The organism is Nostoc sp. PCC 7524 (assembly GCF_000316645.1).
Lineage (GTDB): Bacteria > Cyanobacteriota > Cyanobacteriia > Cyanobacteriales > Nostocaceae > Trichormus.
Genome location: NC_019684.1, coordinates 1,173,753 through 1,195,049 on the forward strand (window position 1 = coordinate 1,173,753; position 21,297 = coordinate 1,195,049).

The following is a 21,297-nucleotide window of genomic DNA, read 5'->3' on the forward strand; positions in this document are numbered from 1 at the left end:
TCTAATTCGGACAATTACAACCAAAAGGCTGTTGATTGGGCAATGCACTCGTGCATCAAACTGAGTTTAGGAACAGGGTTTTGTGTCTTATAACCATAATTGCCCCTCACATCTACTGCATCAACTACAAGGTAGAAACTCAGTAGGCGGATAGAAGTCAGAAGGCTAGAGGATGTAATAAAATCAGGGGCTTTCTGAGTTTTGTTGTCGTGAATCAACTGGAATCCTCAGGTTGTCATTATCCTAGGCTGTGTCAGTTGCTCATCATCGTACTTATACAGTACAGATCATGCAAAAATCACTCCACCTCTCATTTATATAAGCACAAACGCTGATTTCATCTGAATATTAAAGCTATCTTAAGCCGTGTTCGTCAATCAACGTCTTGGTTCTGGATACTGATACTTAATAAAAATTTGGACTCATTACAAAATCCAGAAGTTGGTATTCCAAAGTTAAACAGTCTGTCTATCTAGCTTTTGGCTCTAGATGCCATAACTTACTGAGTGACCAACTGCTTTCAGGATTAAGTAACGAAAAATTAAAGTTTGGGAGTTATGTTAGGATTTGCTGACATTGTGTCCAGTTGTGTTTCTCAAAGCCTTAACAAGACACGCAATATAATTGGGGGTAGGTGAAGGGTAAGACTGGCTAACACCCAGTGACTCTTAACCCAAATTGCTCCACCCCATCTTTTGTTTCTTAAAATTAGCTGACTTAGTGAAGCCTAGTCCCAATCAGGAATTTGTTCACCTTCTTCGCCACCGACACCGATCGCAGTGTGATAGATTTCTGCATCAGTGATGGTGAGGTTTTCCATTGATGCACCATACACGTTGGAATCGAAAACATGAGCGCGAGTCATGTTGGCGTTGTTGAGATTGGCTTTTTTGAAGTTGACGTTAGTCAAAAAGGCGGCGGTTAAGTTCGCTCCTTTCAAGTTAGCGTCTGTGAAATCAGCGCCTTCGAGGTTAGCACCAGAAAGGTTTGCGCCAGCAAGATTAGCGCCTCGTAAATCAGCACCAATCAAATGAGCGCCATTGAGGTTCATGCCTGATAGATTACACCCAACACATTCCCCAGTTGATAATAACCGTTGTAAGTCTTGCGGATTCCCAGCTTTGACTGAGTTAACAAAAAATAGGGGAGTGGCTAAGGCGACAGCTGCTAATAGCTTAAGTTTCATAATTTCCCCCTTTCTCCTGAATTTACGTCCGTTCTTTTCCTCACGTTTCTATTATCTCACTAACTTTCAAAACAATGTTGATTTAAATCACAATTTGCTTTTCTAGATAACAGGTGTATTTGTGAGGCTGAAAAGATGATTGGCTATGGTTTATAGCCATTGATCATCTATATTTTAGGCATAAATACTTGTTTTAATTTAATATTAAATATCGTTAAGAAAATGTATCATTAGATATACTTTTCCGGAGAACAAATTTTCAGTATTTACCTATGCAAAAATATCACCAATACCAGTAAAAACAATGTATATTAAATAACTAAAAACTCTCGAATATACTGGTTGATTAGCTCTGGTTGTTCTTGTTGTACCCAATGTCCGCAACCGGGAATATACTTAATTTTGAGATTTTTGACATAGGTGGCAGTATCGTAAGTAAGTTCTTTTCCTAAAGCAGTATCACATTCTCCCCAAATCATCAGTGTTGGTACTTGTAAAATGCCCCAATTGGGCTGGCGGAGGAAGTGAGAAAAAACATTACGGTAATAGTTCAACATGGCTGTAAGTGCGCCAGGTTTTGCAGCCGCATTTTTATAAGCAGCAATATCAGCAGATGTAAAAGCACTTTGATTAATTGCTGTACCTGGAATGATTTTTTCAATTGCTTGATAATCGGAAGATTGTAAAAATAATTCTGGTAGCCAAGGTAGTTGAAAAAAGAAGATATACCAACTACGAAGCAACTGTTGGGGAGTAGATAAACCTTGGGCAAACTTCGCAGGGTGAGGCAAGTTCAGAACAATCAAACGTTCTACCATTTCGGGATGAGCATAGGCAAAATTCCAGGCGATCGCTCCTCCCCAATCATGTCCGACTAAAATACAACTATCGTGTCCTAAGCCTTTAATTACTCCCGCAACATCTTGAATAAATTCTTTCATCACATAGGCTGATTGCTCTTTTGGCTTATCACTATCGTTATAGCCACGCAAATCAAGGGCTACAACTTGAAAATCTTGAGCAAATTCTGGGATTTGATGCCGCCAAGAGTACCAAAACTCAGGAAACCCATGTAACATCAGCATCAAGCGTCCTGTGCCTTGGGTGACATAGTGCAGTTTCACCCCATTAGTATTGATATATTCGTGCTGCCAAGAATGTTGAACTACAGACATAGGTTGTATTTTCGCGGAAATGCTAATTATTAATTATCTAATGCTGTGCTAGTTAAAACATCTACTTGAGGGCATGAGGAATTGGGGCAGGGTGCAAGGCAAGGGGGAGGACTTTCCCCTTTTCTCTCTGTTCCCCTGCTTCCACAGTTATGGAAATACGAGGTGTCTGGTTAACCACTACCGATAGTAAAGTTCTCAGATCACAGCAGCGCATTGCTGAAGCGATGGACTTTCTAGCTGCCACGGGGTTTAATGTAGTGTTTCCTGTGGTGTGGAATCAGGCTGTGACGCTGTACCCTAGTCAGACGATGCAACAAACTTTTGGGGTAGAAATTGATCCTATGTCTGTGGGGCGTGATCCTTTGGCGGAGGTAGTCACACAAGCGCGGCGAGTTGGGTTAAAAGTCATTCCTTGGTTTGAGTATGGCTTTGCTAGTTCTTATAATTTGAACGGTGGTTTACTTTTACACAGAAAACCAGAATGGGCTGCCCGTGACTGCCAAGGCAATCTGCTCAAGAAAAATGGCTTTGAGTGGCTGAATGCTCTTGATTCTGAAGTACAGGAATTCTTGTTGAACTTAGTGCTGGAAGTGGTGAATAATTATGATGTGGATGGCATTCAAGGAGACGATCGCTTTCCAGCGTTACCCTGTGAAGGTGGGTATGATGCCAAGACTATCGCTCGCTATCGCCAAGAATTTCATCGCCACCCACCACTAAACCCGAAAGATAGACAATGGCTAAAGTGGCGGGCAGATATTTTGACAGAGTTTTGGGCGCGACTGTATCAGCAAGTCAAAGCCGTTAACCCTAACTTACTCGTGTCGGTAGCACCTAACATTCATGATTGGGCGTTTCAGGAATACTTGCAAGATTCCCCTACATGGCTCAACCGGGGACTGGTGGATATGATTCACCCGCAAATTTATCGGCGTGATTTTCCCAGTTATCGAGCGATCGCAGATAAACTGGTGAGAGAACAGTTTACAAATGCCACTTTACCAAAGTTAGCACCAGGAATTTTGATGAAACTGGGGTCTTATTGTATTACCTCAGAATATTTGTTGCAGGTAATTGAGTATAATCGCCAACTTGGTATTCAAGGCGAAATTTTCTTTTTTTATGAAGGCTTGCGAGCAAACAACAATGCTTTAGCGAAAGCTTTACAAAATCATTCCTATGCTAAATCCGCCTCATTTCCCACTTTAACTGACTTGAATACAGCCAGTAGTCTCAACCGAAGACAACAGCAAAATCAGGGTTGGCGCAGTTTTTGGCAGAATTTTTTTAATTAGAAGAATTTAGTTTTGCATAAACTTTTAACATCATCCTGATAAATCTGTACATCAGTTCATAGTGAGGACTTTAGTCCTTAATTATGAGGACTAAAGTCCTCACTACTAACCTATAACTCTAAATCAAATGCTTTTATGCAAACAATTCCAGATTATTTAGTAAAAAAGCAAACTCAATTTGCCCAACATCCATTATTTAAAAAACTAATTGTAGAGCAATCTTTAGAACAATTTGCAACTGTAGCTTCACATTTAAGCTTTTGGATCATGTCATTTCAAGATTTACTCAGGCTAAATGAAGAGCGAATTACTAGCCTAGAATTACGGCATATTGTGAGACAGCATCGATTAGAAGATACTGGTCATGAGCAGTGGTTTTTGCAAGATATAAATAAGATGAGATGCAAAGCTTTAAATTTGCGATCGCTTTACAGCCGTAATCATGCTGCTACTCGTGACGCTACTTATGCTCTCATGTCAGAAGTTTTTCAAGCAAGTAGTGATTATCAGCGAATTGCTCTGTTGTTAACTCTAGAGTCTGCCAGTCATGTTTTCTTCGGATTTACTGTAGACTTTGTTGATAATATGGGTTACTCTACCAGTCTTTTGTATTTTTCACATAACCATCTTGATTGTGAGAAAAATCATGAGATTTTTGCACAGAATATGGAAGCATATCTAGCAGAGATTCAGACAGATACGACAGAGTATAAGCAGATACTTAAAATGATTGACCGTGTTTATAATGCCTTTCATCTCATGTTTAACGGACTGCAACTTTCGATAGAGCCTAATCTAAAAGTTTCAAAAATGCCTAGTTTTGCACTGGCATGAGGTATGATTTTTCTGTTAGGGAACACCAAAAAATAAATTATTCCAAATTGACGGTTAGTAGGGTGCGTCAGTATCAATAGTTTTTGGTACAGCTAGATTTTCTCGCACTGACGCACCCTAAATTGTGGATATTGTTTTATATGGAAGTCCCTTGTTGGTTTTTGAACAAAAAACAAAGGAAAAGATTTGTGGAATCTCAACTGCCAATAGAACAGATAATCAAAACTCTACAACAGGATTTACCCACACTGTTTGAGAAAGATATATCTTATGATATCTACACCAAAGATATCTATTTTCAAGACCCAGTAAATAAATTCAAATATAAATTTAACTACCGGATTATTTTTTGGACTTTACGATTTCACGCGCGGCTATTTTTCACAGAAATCTACTTTGATTTACATGAAGTCTATCAATCAGCCGCAGATATAATTACAGCCAAGTGGACAGTGCGCGGTGTTTTGCGTGTCCCTTGGCAAGCACAGATTTTTTTCAATGGTTATTCAACTTATAAACTCAATCAAAATAATTTGATTTACGAGCATATTGACACATGGGATCGCCAACCCGGTGAAATTCTCCGTCAGTTTTGGCAAAAAGGAGAAGGAAATAGTCATTAGTCACGTCGCTGCGCTCCGAATTCAAAATTCAAAATTCAAAATTCAGAAATCCACATTTATCAATAGTTCCAAAATTTGAATCTGTTTCATGATTTTGGTGAATTGCTATTACTAATCTAAAGACATGACATCATGAAAATGCTTGTAATCGATATATCGATGTCCGTCACTTGTGTAATGGAAAATATCTACAAATTTACTATTCCAAATAATGTCATGCGCCGCATAGTTGTGACGGGCATGAACTACTTGTGATACAGTTTCATCAATACCGCTTAGAGAAACAACAATAGTAGTATTTGTGTTATTTAGTGAGTTGGCTGTCGTGCCATAAAGAGGGCTAAATTCATCAATTGGGTGCATGATTACCCAACTAAGGGCGAAACTGGGAGTCTGATTTCTGACCAGTTTTAAATCATGAAATCGCCGAATAAATTCACCTTCGGCTGTTATTTCGTCGCGCATTAAATAAACTCGCATATGCGCTTCTAAAATGAAATTACGACGTTGATTAGCAGTACGAAACATAAAAGTTGGTACGCCTTCATGGGGTGTAATTACTGCTGCGCGACTAAACATTACACGGGCTGTAGGGCGGGAAAAACGAGCAAAGGCTAATCCTGTCATCACGGCAATTCCTACCAAGCCGATCATTGCTTCTATAGTGACAATAATATTGGCATAGGTTGTTTTAGGATACATTGCACCGTAGCCAATGGATGCTAGGGTTTGCACACTGAAAAAAAAGGCATCAAAAAAAGAGCCAGGGCGGGCGTTAGCAATACAATCTCCACCTGCTAAATAAGCAAGAGCAAATAAGGCATTAATTGCCAGATAAAAACTACAAACCAGGATGAAGAAGCCACTCCAGGGAATAGTTAGCAGCAGATGATAGGGATCACGCCAGTAAGAATGCCATGCACCCATACCCAAAATTTCAAATTGTCCATTTTGGATTTTAATGTGAATGCGTGAGAGTAGACGTTGTTTCTGTTGTTTAACAGGTTTTTTGAGTGGAAATTTCATTGGCAATATTCAAAATAATATCCAGTTGTGGTGATTATTTTTCTTGAGAAACCTTGCATTGCAGCGTCTCTACAAGCATAATTATTTTGCTGGAACCGTAATCAATAAATATTTCTAATGGCTCATGAATAGAATTTTTTGGATTATTGCATTAGTGGCATTTATTAATTCCCTGAGTTTTACGATTTTAATTCCTATTATCTATCTTTATGGCAAACAATTTGGCCTGAGTGATTTTCAGACAAGTTTACTCTTTTCTACCTATGCGATCGCACAATTTTTCGCCACCCCAATCATTGGCAAACTCTCAGATAGATTTGGGCGTAAGCCTTTACTGATCATTAGTTTAGCTGGGACTGTGATTGCTAATATCCTAGCTGGAACTGCCACAATGGCTGTTGCTCTATTTTTTGCTCGCTTCTTGGATGGAATCACTGGCGGAAATAATGCTGTTGCTCAGGCGATGATTTCGGATGTGACTGATTCTGAACAACGCGCTCAGGGTTTTGGCATATATGGGGCAGCAATGGGTTTGGGTTTTGTTTTGGGGCCAGCCACCAGTTTAGCAGCACAGCAGATATCTTTAGGTACGGCGTTTTTGGTTTCGGGTGGTATTGCGCTGATAGCTCTGGTAATTACTATGTTTGTATTACCAGAAACTATCAAAAATAAAGAGAATCAATCAGACAAAATATTTGATTTAGGTTTAGATAATTTAATTAAAGGTTTGACTATACCAAAAATTGGTATATTACTGATTATTAATTTTTTTATTGGTACAACTTTCACTATTTTTACTTATGCTTTTCAACCTTATTTTCTAAATGTATTAGGGCAAAATAGCCAAACTTTGACATTGATGTTTTTAGTATTTGGTGTACTGGGTGTGATTATGCAGACTTGGGGTATAAAAATTCTGAGTCAGCGTTTTAGTGAAGTGAAAATATTACTATTAAGTCTGTTTATTAGAAGTTTATCATTTATGTTAATGCCTGTTTGGTCAATTCTGGGTTATTTCGTAATAGTTAGTATAATTTTTTCATTATTTAATTCTCTAGTGCAACCCATGATTAATACTTTGATTTCTCTCAATGCCAAACCAGAAGAACAAGGGACGGCTTTGGGTTTAAATTCATCGTATTTAAGTGTTTCTAATGGAGTTGGGCCTGTAATTGCTGGTATGTTGGTTAGTCAAACCAATCCTATTACTTATAGCTATCCTTTATATTTGGCTGGTATTCTCACATTTTTTGTATTACTATTTGCAATAGGAAATCGCAAAAGATATATGCCTAAAAATTAGAAAAATTAAAATAGTTTATAAGATAGCAAAACCCCGTCTACTTGCAGAAAACGGGGTTATAAGTTAGTAATTATGGTCATCAGAATCAAGTTATTTCTCAGACGTTGGTAATTGACCATGAGAGCAACGGTCAAACCACTCCTGATATTTTTTTTGATGTTCTTCATTGTCTACAGAAATTGACACTAGCACCTGCTGACAACCGTGAATGCGTTCTAGAGCGATCGCATTCAATAGTAAACTAGCAATTTTAGGGGAAAGAAAACTTCCACTGACTGTTAAGCCACTCAATTGACCAGTAAATTCTGGGCTTTCAGTTGTTGTTAACTCGATTCCTGTAATTTCTCCTTGGCTTAAATCAATTTCTGCCAATTGTTTATGGTCTGGAGTAATTTGTTCTACAATGAGTTTCTCCCGTCTTACAGGAACTTGCACCATTTTAGTTTCGATGGCTTTGCGAACAATTACTTCACCAATTTTATGCTTACTACTATTAACTAATAGTTGTTCCTCCAGCAAGCGAATAAGTTTCTCATCCTCAATTCTGCTTAAATTTGTTTGCAAATCAGTGTTCACTTTTGGCTCAGGTGTTTCTGAAGCTAAATATTCAGGCATATCACTAATTATTCAAGTAATCTTATCTTGATTAACTGTCACTATAGTGGGACTTACGCAACTATCATTTTCAGCTTGTAGTCAGGACTTTAGTCGTGATTTTGTTCGCGTAGTAGCATCTCCGTTGGCGCAGTCTTCCCATAGGGTAGTCCTGACTACAAACAATTAAAATTTTTGTGAAACTTACGTAAGTCCTGATTGATTAACGATTAACGCTCCTCAATCGGAAGGCCAGGAGCATTTACGTCTAGCTCTTCACGACGAACAGTATCTTCAGCTTGAACGGTTTCTTGCTCCACAACTTTTTTCACTCTGACTTCTTCCCGTAAAACCGCTTCTTTGCGAATATCAGGGGTTTCTTCATGAAGTTCTACACGAGCAACTTCACCTTCACGGAAGTTCGCTTCATTAGGAGAAACAACAGTACCAGCATCTTCTGGTGTAACACGTTCAATCACAACTCGTTCTTTTTCCACTGGTACTGCTACCCTGGCTGTTTGAGTTTCAACGTGTTTACCAACTGTTACTTCTCCAGTTTTCTGACGGCGTTTGTTAGCAACCAACCTTTCCTCGTACAATCTCAGAGTTTCATGGTGTGGCTCATGGAGTCCATACAAAGCAGGTTCATGCTCGTATGTATAGGTATCGTGGCTATAATTTGATGTTGTCGTCGGTTGGGAAGTTGCACCTGTTGTTCTAGGGGATTCAATCGGTGTGGAGGTTTCTAGAGGTGTTGATGTTTCTAAAGGACTGGTGGTGTAGCTAGGACTGCGATATACTCCACGCACCTGCTCTTCATAGTCGTAGTCAAGACCTGAACGTTCGTTGAACTCTGGTAAATTTTCCGCTTGTTCTCTGGTCATACCAATGGCGTAAACGCGGTTGCTGCTATGGTCAATGCGGGAACGACCAACTGGTAATAAGACCTTCTTGCCAAAAATCCAAAAACCTAAGTCAACAACTAAATAGCGGAAATGGCCATCTTCGTCTACTAAAACATCGCTAACTGTACCAATCTTTTCGTCAGATCTTTCTGTGTAGACACCAAGGCCTTTGATATCATCTCCTTGAAATGTATCGCGGTAATTGGGATCAAATTCTTCTAGTTTGTAAAGTACCATTTGGTTTTACCTCAATGATTTTATAAAATATCTCCTAATATCTAAACTAAAGATTTATGGTCTAATTTTCCTCTTTCCCACGACTGAATTAGCTTTATAAAGTAATATCCTAAGTTATAGATTCAGCTAACAAAATATAAAACAGTTGGTCATAATTCATCTTGCCGAGGTTATCTTCAGCAGAAAAAACCTAAAATCTATTCTGATTAATTTAAGTATATAGATCTTAAATTAAATAATTGCAATGACAGAAATCCAAGCGAAAATGATTATTTATCTACTTGCATTTCTGCCATAAAATTAATCCAAAACTCTTATTCAAGGACATCTTGTTACATGATTTCCTATTGGGGAACTTGAGTTTCATTCATTACTAAGTTGCCTGCTGTATCAATATCTAATTCTTCACGACGAATGGTATCCTGTGCTTCCACCGTCTCCTGTTCTACTACTTTTCTGACTCTGATTTCTTCACGGACAAAAGCTTGTTTACGAATTTCAGGTGTTTCTTCGTACAATTCAATCCTTGCGACTTCCCCCGCTTGAAATTTTACTTCTTTTGGATCTACGATTGTTTCTCCTGTTTCTGAAACTCTTGGTCCAACACGCTCAATCACAACACGTTCTTTTTGAATCGGTACTGTCACCCTGGCAGTTTCAGTTTCAATGTGCTTGCCAACGGCTACTTCTCCGGTTTTAATTCGCTGTTTATTAGCAATTAATCTTTCTTCATATAGTCTAAATGTTTGATGATATGGTTCGTTTAACCCATATAAAGCAGGTTCTTTTTGATAGCTGTATGTTTCGCGTTCATACATCATAGTGCTAGTGGGAGAACGAAATACACTACGTACTTTTTCTTCGTAATCTTCATTAAGAGTTATGTTTTCGTGGTACTCCGGCAAACTTTCTACTTGTTGTTTACTCAGTCCATCGACATAAACACGTTGGGCAGGATAATTAATGCGAGAAAGACCAATTGGTAGTAAGATGTTCTTATTCACTGAATCTATATCTGTGTGAATAACTAGATAACGAAAACGGCCATTTTGGTCAACTAAAGCGTCAGCAATTGAGCCAACTCTTACGCCACCTTCAGTATAAAGGTCTAAAGATTTAACATCATCTCCCCCAAAGGTTTCTCGGTAGTTGGGATCAAATTCTTCGAGTTTATAGAGTGGCATATGCTATTCCTATTTTGTTAAAAAACTATCTATGTTATTAGCCTAAAAATGTTTTTTCTGGTTTACCTCTGGCTGACGACTGAATTGTCATAGTTGGGAGTAATGGAAGATGGGGTAGCAGGGGAGACAGGGAAACTAATTGCCTATTGTGCCGAGGAGGTGATGGCGTTCCGCCCACCGGAGGTGATCGCACCACTACCCACAGGTTGTCTGACTTGGGCTTTGACGGCTGCAACAATCGCGTCAGCGTCAATTTTGGCAGCATGAAGCAGTTGTTCTGGTGTACCGGAACCTGGCAGATCACGCACGGCTAACTTAATGACTTGTAGTTGTGGCCCGTCGTAGCTGGAAATACCATCAGTACCCGCAAAAGCATCTAAGACAGCCGCGCCTAATCCACCTTCTGGCCAGTGATCTTCAACAACTACTAAGTTACCTTCTGTATCGTGGGCTGCTTGATGTAGTGTTTGCACATCAATGGGTTTGACTGAGTAAGCATCGATGACGCGGACTGTAATCCCTTCATTTTTCAAACGATCATAGGCTTTAAGTGCTTCGTGTAAGGTGATACCTGCACCAATCACCGTAGCTTCATCTTGGCCAGAAATTCGGAGGACTTTGCTACCGCCAATGGGGAATGCTTCATCTGCACCATAGATGACTGGTGTACTAGCTCGTGTGGTGCGGAGATAAACTATACCATTGCGATCGCTCATTTGCTCTACTAATTTTGCTGTCTGATTAGCATCACTAGGGTAGAGTACGGTACTACTCCACACAGCACGAAAAGCCGCTAAATCTTCCAATCCCATCTGGGAAGCGCCATCTTCCCCAATGGATACACCTGCATGAGAACCGACTAACTTAATGTTGGCACGGGAGACAGCCGCCATGCGAATAAAGTCGTAGGCGCGAGTTAAGAAAGCTGCAAAGCTAGAAGCAAAGGGTTTGTAATCTCGCACTTGCAAACCTACAGCCGCCGCTACCATTTGCTGTTCAGCGATGTACATCTCAAAGTATCGCTCTGGGTAAGCTTCCGCGAAATCTTCTGCATAAGTAGAATTACTCACCTCTGCGTCGAGGGCAACTACTTGCGGTTGGGCAGCGCCTAGAGCTTTCAGGGCATCACCATAGGCGCGACGAGTTGCTATCTCTGCACCTTTCTCGTAGTTGGGAAGTTGCAAAGGTTGGGCTGTAGCGATCGTTGCAGGCTGGGCTTGGGTTTCTGGTTGTCTGACTTGAATAGTAATGTGGCGTTCACCACCTAACTCGGCGATCGCTTGCTTTTCAGCATCGGATTTTAAGGCTTTACCGTGCCAACCACCTAAATCTTCTAGAGAAGCTACCCCTTTACCCTTCTTGGTGCGAGCAATAATTACCGTCGGGCGATCGTTAATACTCACAGCCGCACTCAAGGCTTGATCTATTTCTATCAAATCATGACCATCAATCTCAATTGCTTGCCAACCAAAGGCTCTGGCTCGATTAGCATAAGCTTGGGTGTTCCAGCCTAACTCAGTCTGACCACGTTGACCGAGCCGATTGACATCAATAATGGCAATGAGATTATCTAAGGTATAGTGAGCCGCATGGTCAAAAGCCTCCCATACTGAACCTTCGGCGGTTTCACTATCACCTAGTAACACCCAGACATTATACGGTAGCTGATCTAAATACTTCCCAGCTAAAGCTAACCCCACACCAACAGGTAATCCCTGTCCTAGTGAGCCGGTCGCCACATCCACCCAAGGTACAACAGGTGTAGGATGACCTTCTAGGCGACTGCCAATTTTTCGCAATGACAGTAATTCTTCATCAGTGATCGCTCCCGCAGCTTTATACATAGAGTAAAGCAATGGTGCAGCGTGTCCTTTAGAAATCACAAAGCGATCGTTATTGGAGTTGTGGGGGTTATCAAAATCGTAGTGGAGATAATTAGATAACAAAACCGCCATCAAATCCGCCGGGGACATTGAAGAAGTCGGATGACCGGAACCAGCAACGGTTGTAGCGCGAATACTATCAATTCGCAATTGTTGTGCTAGTTCATACCATTGATTGAGCTGCTCCTGTGTGGTCATGATTATTTACCTGATTAAAAAGGAATAAGCTAAAAGTTATGAGTGTGCTTTTGTTTTCCTTAAAAATGCTGATAAACCAGTTAAAATATCAGCAATTATCATATATAGCAATCTGATTTGATTTCTGAGATTATCTGCATATGCAGGTAATAGCCACTCTTGCAATAGGCAATAGGAAAGAAGGTAGTAAAAGTATACTAAATGTTGTAAGCGCATAGCCCAGGCTACGCCAACAAAAATCAAATAAAAGTCCTATATTTGACTGAATTAACTACTAGAATTGGCTCTGGAAAAATTTGTATTTAATTATTAGTCAATTTCTTGTATAAGATGAGTTAAGGAATGCAGACTGAGCCTGAGCGGAGGATAGACTCAGAGGATGTTTGAAAAGTCCTTAACGAAGTATTAAATCAGTTTAGATCCCCCTAAATCCACGCCACTTGCTACAAGTCGGGAAACCCGCCCAACGCGGTGGCTCCCTTTAAAAAGGGGGACTTTAATTTTTATTCCCCCCCTTTTTAAGGGAGGTTAGGGGGGATCTGAATGTACTTAAAGTCACAGCCGAACAATTTTCAAACACCCTCTCAATATTACTGAAGCATTGGTTCGGTTAATTGAAGAGAAAGTTATGCTGTACTATCTTTCAAGCAAACCTTGCATGATTATTAATTGATATTTAGTCTCCAAGAGTTACATTACTATTCTTGAGTTCAATCTTAAAAGTTAGACTAATAATTACTTCTTTCTAATGGAGTGATCAATATTTCTCTCTCTAGGAAGACAAAAAAATGTCAAAAATAATTATTCTAGAGGAAGATATTTTGGGAAATGATTTCCTTGAGGATATTAATTTTGAGGGATAAAATTTTTGATAAAAAATATTTATATAGGACTCGTATTTGATTTCTGTTGGCGTAGCCTGCGCTAGCGCACAAAAACTCAGTACACCCCTACTCTCTCCTTTCCTATTGCCTATTACCTATTGCCTGACTACGCAGATAATTTTAGAAATCAAAGCGGATTCCTATAGATTATTCATCATATGAATTTACAAATACAAGAATTATCAACACCAAAGCGATCGCCTGGGATTATTCAAGAAAACCCCTCACCTGGAAACAACCCTCAAGATTCATTAATTGCTAAAGGTTGGCAGCGTGAACAATATATTGGCATTGCTATTTTATTTATCGCCTTGATTACTGCGATCGGCTTTATTAGTCGTCGGTTTGAATATGCACTTTTGTTCGCTTTAGCTCTCAGTATTGTTTTAATTTTTTTCTTTCTTACTGTTTAAAATAAATAACTGTAGTTTAGAATTAGTTTTTATTTAGTTAAAGCGATCGCACCCTATCTTTTGACTGAATTAAAGTTAAAACTTGCAACAATAAATAATTTTTAATACTTTTTTTAATAGTTTATCCCAACATTTATATCAAAAATTTGCCAATTTTAACGCATCTAAAGTTGGGAATTATTTCTTAATTTTAACTCATGGCTAATGATTAATGACTATTTAACACTTACCTAAATCTGATACAAAATCCCCTGGTGGGTTAAACCAGGAGTTTTGAATAGAAATAGACATATTTACAGCCGTTGGAGTAGGCTCAAACCGTGGGTATCAGTACCGCAAGTATTGAAAATTCCATAATTTTCAGCTAATTGCTGTACCTGTTGAGATTCTATGGCGCTGGGTTTCCAGGGATTGGGGTTATTGTAGGCGTAGAATGTTTCTACACCATCAATCCCATATTCCACGGCGGCGGGAATTAAGTCAAAGTGCGATCGCCTATAACGTGCTGGATGAGCTAGTACAGCTAATCCCCCGGCAGCATGAATAGCTGCAATCACGTTGGCTGCTTGATATTCTTTCCCTGAAGTCACCTTTCTTTGCAGATAAGGTTTCATACTGGAATGTTCTGGTTGGAAAGCGTAAGCCAAAATATGAACTTCCACATCTAATAAATTGGCGTTGACTTCTACACCACTCCATAGATGCGGAGTTCTGACTCCGGGGTGACTCCACTTCCAGTCTTCTAACCAAACTTGCGCTGCTTCATACCCACCCACAGTATGATGATCAGTAATCGCCAAGCCTTTTAAGCCAATCGCGATCGCTTGTTCCATCAATACACTCGGCTGCAACCTCCCATCTGAATAGACAGTGTGCATATGAAAGTTAAATAATCGCGGACAACTTTGGGCATCTATATGCTGAAAAACTTCCTGTAAAACTTCACAAGTAGCAGATGTCCGAGCAAAATTTACAACCATAACCCCCTCTGAATAAAAATACGTGATTCTGTACACACCTACACGCCACATCCAGAAATCAGCACCTTACAGCACCTAATAATTAGTGCTGAATACTATTTTTTTTAGTTTTATCAGCCAAAATTTTGCAATATGTTAAGACTACGTTAGCAAATCTAAATGCTTATGGTCATGAGTATTTTCAATTGCCTTGATAAGTATAAGTCGCAAATATTTCTTTAGTTCGCCTTATATACGGAAAATCTATATGAAGCAAATCATCACAAAATCAGGTTTTTGGTAGAACTATCAAGTCCTACCAACCTCGAATGAGTATCCGAATACTGTATTAAAATTAACTTTTTACAGTCCTGTCAAAGTTCCTTCACCGCTAATTACTTCACCCACAACAAAAGCGGGAATATCTTGTGATTGAAAGAAAGTAACTGTTTGTTCTGCTTGATGGGGTGGTACTAGCAGCACAAAACCTATACCCATATTGAAAGTGTTATACATCGCTGCCGCACTGACAGATCCAGCTTCAGCTAACCATTGAAATAGAGGGGGGATTGTCCAACTATTGGGGTTAATTTTAATTGATTGACCTTGGCTCAGACATCTAGGTAAATTTTCCGGTAAACCACCACCTGTAATATGTGCCATGCCGTGAATTTTTAACCCTGATTGCCGTGCAGCGAGAACGGGTTTGACATAAATACGTGTCGGTTGCAGGAATGTTTCGCCGATAGTTTTACCACCTAACAATTCTGGCGCGTCACTCCAAGAAAATCCCCCATCGCTGACAATCTTACGTACTAAGCTTAAACCATTACTATGTACCCCAGCACTAGCAAGTGCGATCGCTACATCTCCCACTTGCACCTGAGAACCGTCCAACATTTGGCTTTTTTCTACAATTCCCACGCAGAAACCAGCCAAGTCATACTCCCCGACTTGATAAAAACCCGGCATCTCTGCTGTTTCTCCACCCAACAAGGCACAACCAGCCAGTCTACACCCAGACGCAATACCCGCCACTACCTGAGTCAACTGTTCCTTATCTAGTTTGCCTGTAGCAACATAATCTAAAAAGAATAATGGTTCTGCCCCAGATGTTAAAACATCATTGACGCACATCGCCACTAAGTCAATGCCAACAGTATCATGACGGTTGAGAATGTGGGCGATTTTGAGTTTTGTTCCCACACCATCAGTCCCAGAAACCAAAACTGGCTCCTTGTAACCGCCTGGAAGTTGGAAGCAACCACCAAAACCCCCCAAACCACCGATAACTTCTGGCCTAAAGGTACTGTGAACCAAATTGCGAATTTGATCTACAAAGGCTCTACCAGCCTCAACATCAACCCCTGCATCCCGATAATCCATAAGAGTTAGTTATTAGTCATTAGCATTAGTCATTAGTCCATAGTCCATAGTCCATAGTCAATAGTCTATAGAGCTGACTGTTGACTAAAATACTTCATTTTCTAAGCCGCGCCACCATTCACCCAAATTCATCAAATCTTCGTGGATATCTGCTAATTCTTTAGCATAGGCATCTTCTGAAAGTGTTGCTCGGTTCTCTTGGAGTTTTTTCAGGCGCAACTGCACCAATAGCCAGGGTTTAGCAATGCCATTGGTTGATTCCATGTATTGTGCAAGTTCTTTGCTATCCATATTTTTCATGACATCACCTTTTAAATTTAAGCTAGCTCCCACAAGCAAGAGCTATAAAAAGAGCATAAAAATGTTTAGGGGCTTCCAAATACAAAAATATTCAAAATGTAGGGTGCGTCAGTATGAATAATTTCTTGGTATAGCTAGGTTTTCTGGCACTGATGCACCCTACTAACTGCTTAATACTCAGTCCCCAATCCCCAGTTTAGAGAACAAAACAGCCACGATTTTAGTCATGACTGTTTGCTATGTTGGGTAATCAACTAATGATTGTTGCTGGGGATATTGACAAAAACTTAAGAATATGGTTCTTAACCTAAGTTTGCAGCAGCAAATTCCCAGTTGACTAATTGATCTAAGAAGTTTTTGATAAATGCTGGACGAGCATTTCTAAAGTCGATGTAGTAGGCGTGTTCCCAAACATCTATAGTTAGGAGTGCTTTTTTACCATGAGCTAGGGGGTTTTCTGCATTTGGTGTTTTCATCACTTTGAGTGTGCCACCATCATCAACCAACCAAGCCCAACCGCTACCAAACTGGGTTGCAGCAGCGTTAGAAAATTCTTCTTGAAATTTGTCGAAGCCACCAAAATCTTTATCAATCCTAGCAGCTAATTCTCCTGTAGGTGCGCCGCCGCCTGCGGGTTTCAAACAATTCCAGAAGAAGGTGTGGTTCCAAACTTGGGCGGCGTTGTTGAAGATTCCTGTCTTAGATGAATCTTTAAAGGAGATTTGGATGACTTCTTCTAAGGATTTATCAGCTAGTTCTGTACCGTCGGTGAGCTTGTTGAGGTTATCTACATAAGCTTTGTGATGCTTGCCATAGTGATACTCGAATGTTTCACCTTTCATGCCATACGCCTCTAGAGCATTGAAGTCGTAAGGTAAGGGTGGTTGTGTGAATGCCATTTTGTGAAGTCCTCTCTTTATTGTTTGCCAGTTGAAACCTATTGTGGCAGCTTAGGAATTTACAGGTTTTATGCCTAGTAGTTTTATGTCCCTAATACTTAGGATATAAAACTTAACATCGTCATTCTACTACCAAAGTGAAGATTAATACAAAGTCATCTTCTAATAAGTCAACAAGAAAGGCAGAAGACAGAAAGCAAAAGGCAGGAGGGAGAAATGCTACCCATAAGGGGTGGGGCTTGAACCTTTCCCCAAAAATTTTAATTGCCCACAAGGAGCGGAACATGAAACCCTCTTGGCTCTCGTCCAATTAGAGGTAATTTGTAAGATAAATAAAAACTACTAATACTTCCTAAGCAATAGATCGCAAGAATAGGTTATTGATAGATATTTAATCATGAACACCATATAGTTTTACCACTAATTAGGAGTAGGGAGTAGGGAGGAGCCACTGCGTTGGGGAGACAGTGCCGTGGGCGGGTTTCCCGAATTAAGGCAACTGTCGTCGGCTATGTGGAGAGTAGGGAAATAGGGAAGCAAATAACAACTTAATAATGACTAATGAATCTGTAATACAAATCTTTTAGTTAATAATTGAAGTGTCATACTTCTATCTTCAGGAGTAGTAATAGAAGTCCTGCAAATCATCCTCAAGTTAGATGAATTAATTTTGAAAGTATTTACAATGTTAAATAAAGCACTTGATGAAAGTTAAAAATTTTTACGAGTATTATTTAAAGATAGTTGCCAAAATAGGGAGAGTCATACGAACTTGGGATAAGTATTTTTGGTTCTAACCTCTGGAATAGACTTCTCACCAAGGCTTTTAATCCAAAATCTATAATCCTAAATTAGGATCGCCCGCTTGATGGCACTGGAAAACTATCAATTCAAAATTCAAAATTAAATATCCCTCGGAGACATCCGAGGGATGAAAAGCAGAAGACTATATGTTTTGAACGATATGCCGTGCAATGAGTTAGCCACAACCTTGGAGCATCGCACAGTGTGTCTACGGTATAGTTCTGGGATATATCTATTTGCTACAACTCACAATCATCAACAGTAATTACCACTGAGACAAGCGTTGTTGGTAGTAATTGACAATTTGTTCTGTAACGTCTGGTATGGTTAGTCCATCAGTGGGAATTTCAAATGCGTCCGCAGCTTTTTTCAAGGGGGAAACTTTGCGGTTGCTATCTTTCCAGTCACGTTCAGCAATGTCTCGTTCTAATTGCTCTAAACTGACCTCTGGTTGACCTTGTTTTTGAAAGTCTTGTTGGCGACGACGAGCTCGCTCACCAACTGAGGCGGTTAGGAAGATTTTCACTTCGGCATCGGGAAATACATGAGTACCAATGTCTCTGCCTTCAGCTACGAGACCGCCTTTTTTACCCCAGTTTTGCTGCTGTTTCACCAATGCTTCCCGAACAGAACTTTGGGCAGCGATCGCCGATACTTGAGATGTGACTTCAATTGTGCGAATTGCTTGGGTGACATCAATATCGTTAATCCAAACCCGCACCGGAGACTGCAAATCTTGGCTGGGAGTCAGTTCTATTTTGCACTTGCTAGCTAATTCAGCGATCGCACACTCATCATCAATGGCAATACCTTGTTGTAGCACCAACCAAGTCACAGCACGGTACATAGCACCTGTATCTAGATAAACTAGACCTAGCTTGGCTGCTACTTGACGAGCTACTGTAGATTTACCAGCACCGGCTGGCCCATCAATAGCGATGATAGGTTGGCGATCGCGCAAGATGGTATTGTCAATTAAACGTGTAGAACCAAGACGAGCTGCGATCGCGAGCATTCCTTCCTCCTCAATATGATTTAAAGACATCAACGTAGTCGGTTCAACTAATTCAATATATTCCACTGCAACTGTACTGACCTTTGCTACTTCCTGCTGTACTGCCGCTATTAACTGAGTGCGATCGCGAACACCTTCACGAAATGCCATTTCAGCTTGTTGCAAGCCGCAATACAATACTGCTGCTTGCTGTTTTTCTTGTGCAGTCAAATACTGATTGCGAGAACTCAAGGCCAAACCCGAAGCTTCTCGCACTATGGGACACGCAATAATTTCTACTGGTAAATTTAAATCAGCCACCAACCGTTTAATGATAGCTAGCTGCTGACCATCCTTTTGACCAAAGTAGGCTCGATCTGGTTGTACCAAGTTCAAAAGCTTGGTTACAATTGTAGCCACACCCTGAAAATGACCTAGCCGAGAATGACCACACAAGCCTGATATCATAGCAGATGGAGGGATTACTTGTGTTACCTGACTTTCTTGTATATTCTTCTCGTTAATTCCTATTTCTTCCGGAGTTGGTGCAAAAATCGCATCGACCCCTGCTTGCTCACATAATTTTTGATCTTGTGCCAAAGTCCGAGGATAGCGGTCAAAATCCTCATTCGGGCCAAATTGCAAGGGATTCACAAAAATACTCACCATCACAGTCGAATTTTCTTGCCGCGCCCGTTCAATCAAGCTTAAATGTCCTGGATGTAAATTACCCATCGTCGGCACTAAACCGACTGCGGTTTGATACCACTCGGTCATTCCATTGAGTATCATGTCCTCTGATACTGTCAGCTGATTTTTCTGGCGATGTTGATTTAAATAGCAACGTAAAGCAGCAACTGTTGTTAGCAGGCGCACAAAAAAATACCCCTAGTTCTTCTTTAGCCTCTCCTCCGTTAGTTTATCTCTGAAATAGAGGGAAGAGATGGTTGAACTTGGGGATTGGGGATTGGGTATTGGAGATTGGGTATTGGGGATTGGAGATTGGGAAAAAATCTACTTTCTTTTCCCCAGTTCTTTTTCCCTAGTCCCTAGTCCCCAGTCCCTAATAATTATCGACCTAACACTTCAATCTTCACTGGTGCAATACCACTACCGATCATGCCCAACATTCTGGCTGCACCTGTTGATACATCAATAATCCGACCCCGAATGTATGGCCCCCGGTCGTTGATTCGCACTACCACAGAACGACCGTTGCGGGTATTGGTGACACGAACCCGTGTGCCGAAGGGTAAGCTGCGATGGGCGGCAGTCATGGCTTCGGGATTAAACCGTTCACCAGTAGCAGTAGGTCTGCCAGCGAAACCGCGCCCGTAAAAGGAAGCTATGCCTCTAAAATTCAGTCTAAATGTACTCGCAATTCGTTGCGGCAAATTGGCGATGGATGGTGATGACTTGGCGCGAGATGGTAAGTTAGCAATCTCACTGATGGGAGACGCATTGCCGATAAGTCTCCGCAGTCGGTTTGTTGCTTGCAATGCGTCTTTAGCTAGGTTATTGGTGCTATCTGCCAGGCGAGTATTTTGATTGATTTCTACCAACTCTTGGCTGTTAATCTTAATGGTGTAGCGATCGCCTGACTGTTGTTGGACAGAAACACCTTTATTTTGGGATTGATTGGCAACTACAGACTCGCCTTCTCCCTTCCAACTAACGCTTATTTTCTCGGCGTTCACATTGTCCCGGATCATCTGGTTGATCCTGGCTGCTACTAAACCTGCTCGATGAACTGGATCATCTTGTTGTAAGCCAGGTTGCTTCTTGACACCTGCTAGATTTCCTACGCTCGCTACCTGAACTGGGTTATCAGCAATAAGGGCGTACGACTGCACGCCCTCTTCATCTCCTATAACACCTACTTTCTTCTCAGCACTGGCAACTGGCTTGGAACTCAAAAAGGTGAGAACTGGAATATTCCGGATATACAGGGTTGCTGCCCTTTTGCCTCCAACGTTGTGAGGATGAATGCTGGTAATCACAGCATTAGAGGTTCTTTTCCCTGCTGAGGAATTAAACTCTCCTACTTTCTGTACATTACTAGCTGGTGTTTTTTGGGCAGCTAGTGTAGTTTCTTTAGTAGTCTGAGTCCGACCAATTGAGGGTGTCCCCAACACAGTCAGAGACAGGGCAACAATAGTCCACAAATGTCTTTGATTCATGCGTCCGAATTTTAAAGCGACTGTAGAACAGCAGT

19 protein-coding genes are annotated in these 21,297 nt (G+C 40.6%); 5 read left to right on the plus strand and 14 right to left on the minus strand.

Annotation, left to right across the window (positions count from 1 at the left end; all coding sequences use genetic code 11):
* Positions 1–14: 14 nt before the first annotated feature.
* The 3 genes from NOS7524_RS29225 to NOS7524_RS04895 all read right to left on the minus strand — a co-directional run bounded on the left by NOS7524_RS29225 (position 15) and on the right by NOS7524_RS04895 (position 2,361).
* Positions 15–218, minus strand: a complete 204-nt coding sequence (locus NOS7524_RS29225; protein ID WP_144050839.1) for a hypothetical protein — start codon at positions 216–218, stop codon at positions 15–17.
* A gap of 509 nt (positions 219–727) precedes the next feature.
* On the minus strand, positions 728–1,186 hold the full coding sequence (locus NOS7524_RS04890) for a pentapeptide repeat-containing protein (protein ID WP_015137361.1): 459 nt from the start codon (positions 1,184–1,186) through the stop codon (positions 728–730).
* A gap of 311 nt (positions 1,187–1,497) precedes the next feature.
* On the minus strand, positions 1,498–2,361 hold the full coding sequence (locus NOS7524_RS04895) for an alpha/beta fold hydrolase (protein ID WP_015137362.1): 864 nt from the start codon (positions 2,359–2,361) through the stop codon (positions 1,498–1,500).
* A 149-nt stretch (positions 2,362–2,510) separates the two neighbouring features.
* Between NOS7524_RS04895 and NOS7524_RS04900 the strand changes: the two genes are divergently transcribed.
* The 3 genes from NOS7524_RS04900 (at position 2,511) to NOS7524_RS04910 (ending at position 5,113) form a co-directional block, all read left to right on the plus strand.
* Positions 2,511–3,656 carry a glycoside hydrolase family 10 protein gene (locus NOS7524_RS04900; RefSeq protein WP_015137363.1) on the plus strand — a complete coding sequence of 382 codons (1,146 nt, stop codon included), beginning with the start codon at positions 2,511–2,513 and terminating at the stop codon, positions 3,654–3,656.
* 135 nt (positions 3,657–3,791) lie between these two features.
* Positions 3,792–4,490: a hypothetical protein gene (locus NOS7524_RS04905; protein WP_015137364.1), complete on the plus strand. Its 699-nt coding sequence runs from the start codon at positions 3,792–3,794 to the stop codon at positions 4,488–4,490.
* 188 nt (positions 4,491–4,678) lie between these two features.
* Complete coding sequence (locus NOS7524_RS04910; protein WP_041555563.1) at positions 4,679–5,113, plus strand: DUF2358 domain-containing protein; 435 nt, start codon at positions 4,679–4,681, stop codon at positions 5,111–5,113.
* A 111-nt stretch (positions 5,114–5,224) separates the two neighbouring features.
* Here the strand turns inward: NOS7524_RS04910 and NOS7524_RS04915 are convergent, their stop codons facing one another.
* Positions 5,225–6,139, minus strand: a complete 915-nt coding sequence (locus NOS7524_RS04915; RefSeq protein WP_015137366.1) for an ion channel — start codon at positions 6,137–6,139, stop codon at positions 5,225–5,227.
* A 124-nt stretch (positions 6,140–6,263) separates the two neighbouring features.
* On the opposite strand from NOS7524_RS04915, the gene NOS7524_RS04920 reads away from it, so the two are divergent.
* Positions 6,264–7,442, plus strand: coding sequence for an MFS transporter (locus tag NOS7524_RS04920; RefSeq protein ID WP_015137367.1), 1,179 nt, complete (start codon positions 6,264–6,266; stop codon positions 7,440–7,442).
* 90 nt (positions 7,443–7,532) lie between these two features.
* Here NOS7524_RS04920 and NOS7524_RS04925 read toward each other — a convergent pair whose 3' ends face one another.
* The 4 genes from NOS7524_RS04925 to NOS7524_RS04940 all read right to left on the minus strand — a co-directional run bounded on the left by NOS7524_RS04925 (position 7,533) and on the right by NOS7524_RS04940 (position 12,443).
* Complete coding sequence (locus NOS7524_RS04925) at positions 7,533–8,057, minus strand: DUF2382 domain-containing protein (RefSeq protein WP_015137368.1); 525 nt, start codon at positions 8,055–8,057, stop codon at positions 7,533–7,535.
* A gap of 209 nt (positions 8,058–8,266) precedes the next feature.
* Entirely contained in the window at positions 8,267–9,178 is a 912-nt protein-coding gene (locus NOS7524_RS04930; RefSeq protein ID WP_015137369.1) for a DUF2382 domain-containing protein, read from the minus strand.
* 344 nt (positions 9,179–9,522) lie between these two features.
* Positions 9,523–10,362, minus strand: a complete 840-nt coding sequence (locus NOS7524_RS04935) for a DUF2382 domain-containing protein (RefSeq protein WP_015137370.1) — start codon at positions 10,360–10,362, stop codon at positions 9,523–9,525.
* A 143-nt stretch (positions 10,363–10,505) separates the two neighbouring features.
* A complete protein-coding gene (locus NOS7524_RS04940) occupies positions 10,506–12,443 on the minus strand; it encodes a transketolase (protein WP_015137371.1) in 1,938 nt (645 codons plus the stop codon).
* Positions 12,444–13,485: 1,042 nt separating this feature from the next.
* Here NOS7524_RS04940 and NOS7524_RS04945 point away from each other — a divergent pair.
* Positions 13,486–13,740: a hypothetical protein gene (locus NOS7524_RS04945; protein ID WP_015137373.1), complete on the plus strand. Its 255-nt coding sequence runs from the start codon at positions 13,486–13,488 to the stop codon at positions 13,738–13,740.
* A gap of 293 nt (positions 13,741–14,033) precedes the next feature.
* Here NOS7524_RS04945 and NOS7524_RS04950 read toward each other — a convergent pair whose 3' ends face one another.
* From NOS7524_RS04950 to NOS7524_RS04975, 6 genes are all read right to left on the minus strand, one after another.
* A complete protein-coding gene (locus NOS7524_RS04950) occupies positions 14,034–14,720 on the minus strand; it encodes a PHP domain-containing protein (protein WP_015137374.1) in 687 nt (228 codons plus the stop codon).
* A 342-nt stretch (positions 14,721–15,062) separates the two neighbouring features.
* Complete coding sequence (purM, locus tag NOS7524_RS04955) at positions 15,063–16,085, minus strand: phosphoribosylformylglycinamidine cyclo-ligase (RefSeq protein ID WP_015137375.1); 1,023 nt, start codon at positions 16,083–16,085, stop codon at positions 15,063–15,065.
* A gap of 84 nt (positions 16,086–16,169) precedes the next feature.
* On the minus strand, positions 16,170–16,376 hold the full coding sequence (locus NOS7524_RS04960) for a hypothetical protein (protein ID WP_041555565.1): 207 nt from the start codon (positions 16,374–16,376) through the stop codon (positions 16,170–16,172).
* Positions 16,377–16,687: 311 nt separating this feature from the next.
* Positions 16,688–17,284 (minus strand): superoxide dismutase, encoded by a 597-nt coding sequence (locus NOS7524_RS04965; protein ID WP_015137377.1) that lies wholly within the window; start codon positions 17,282–17,284, stop codon positions 16,688–16,690.
* A gap of 1,069 nt (positions 17,285–18,353) precedes the next feature.
* Positions 18,354–19,958, minus strand: a complete 1,605-nt coding sequence (locus tag NOS7524_RS04970; RefSeq protein WP_015137379.1) for a bifunctional pantoate--beta-alanine ligase/(d)CMP kinase — start codon at positions 19,956–19,958, stop codon at positions 18,354–18,356.
* Between the two features lie 194 nt (positions 19,959–20,152).
* Positions 20,153–21,262, minus strand: coding sequence for a septal ring lytic transglycosylase RlpA family protein (locus NOS7524_RS04975; RefSeq protein WP_015137380.1), 1,110 nt, complete (start codon positions 21,260–21,262; stop codon positions 20,153–20,155).
* Between the last annotated feature and the right edge of the window lie 35 nt (positions 21,263–21,297).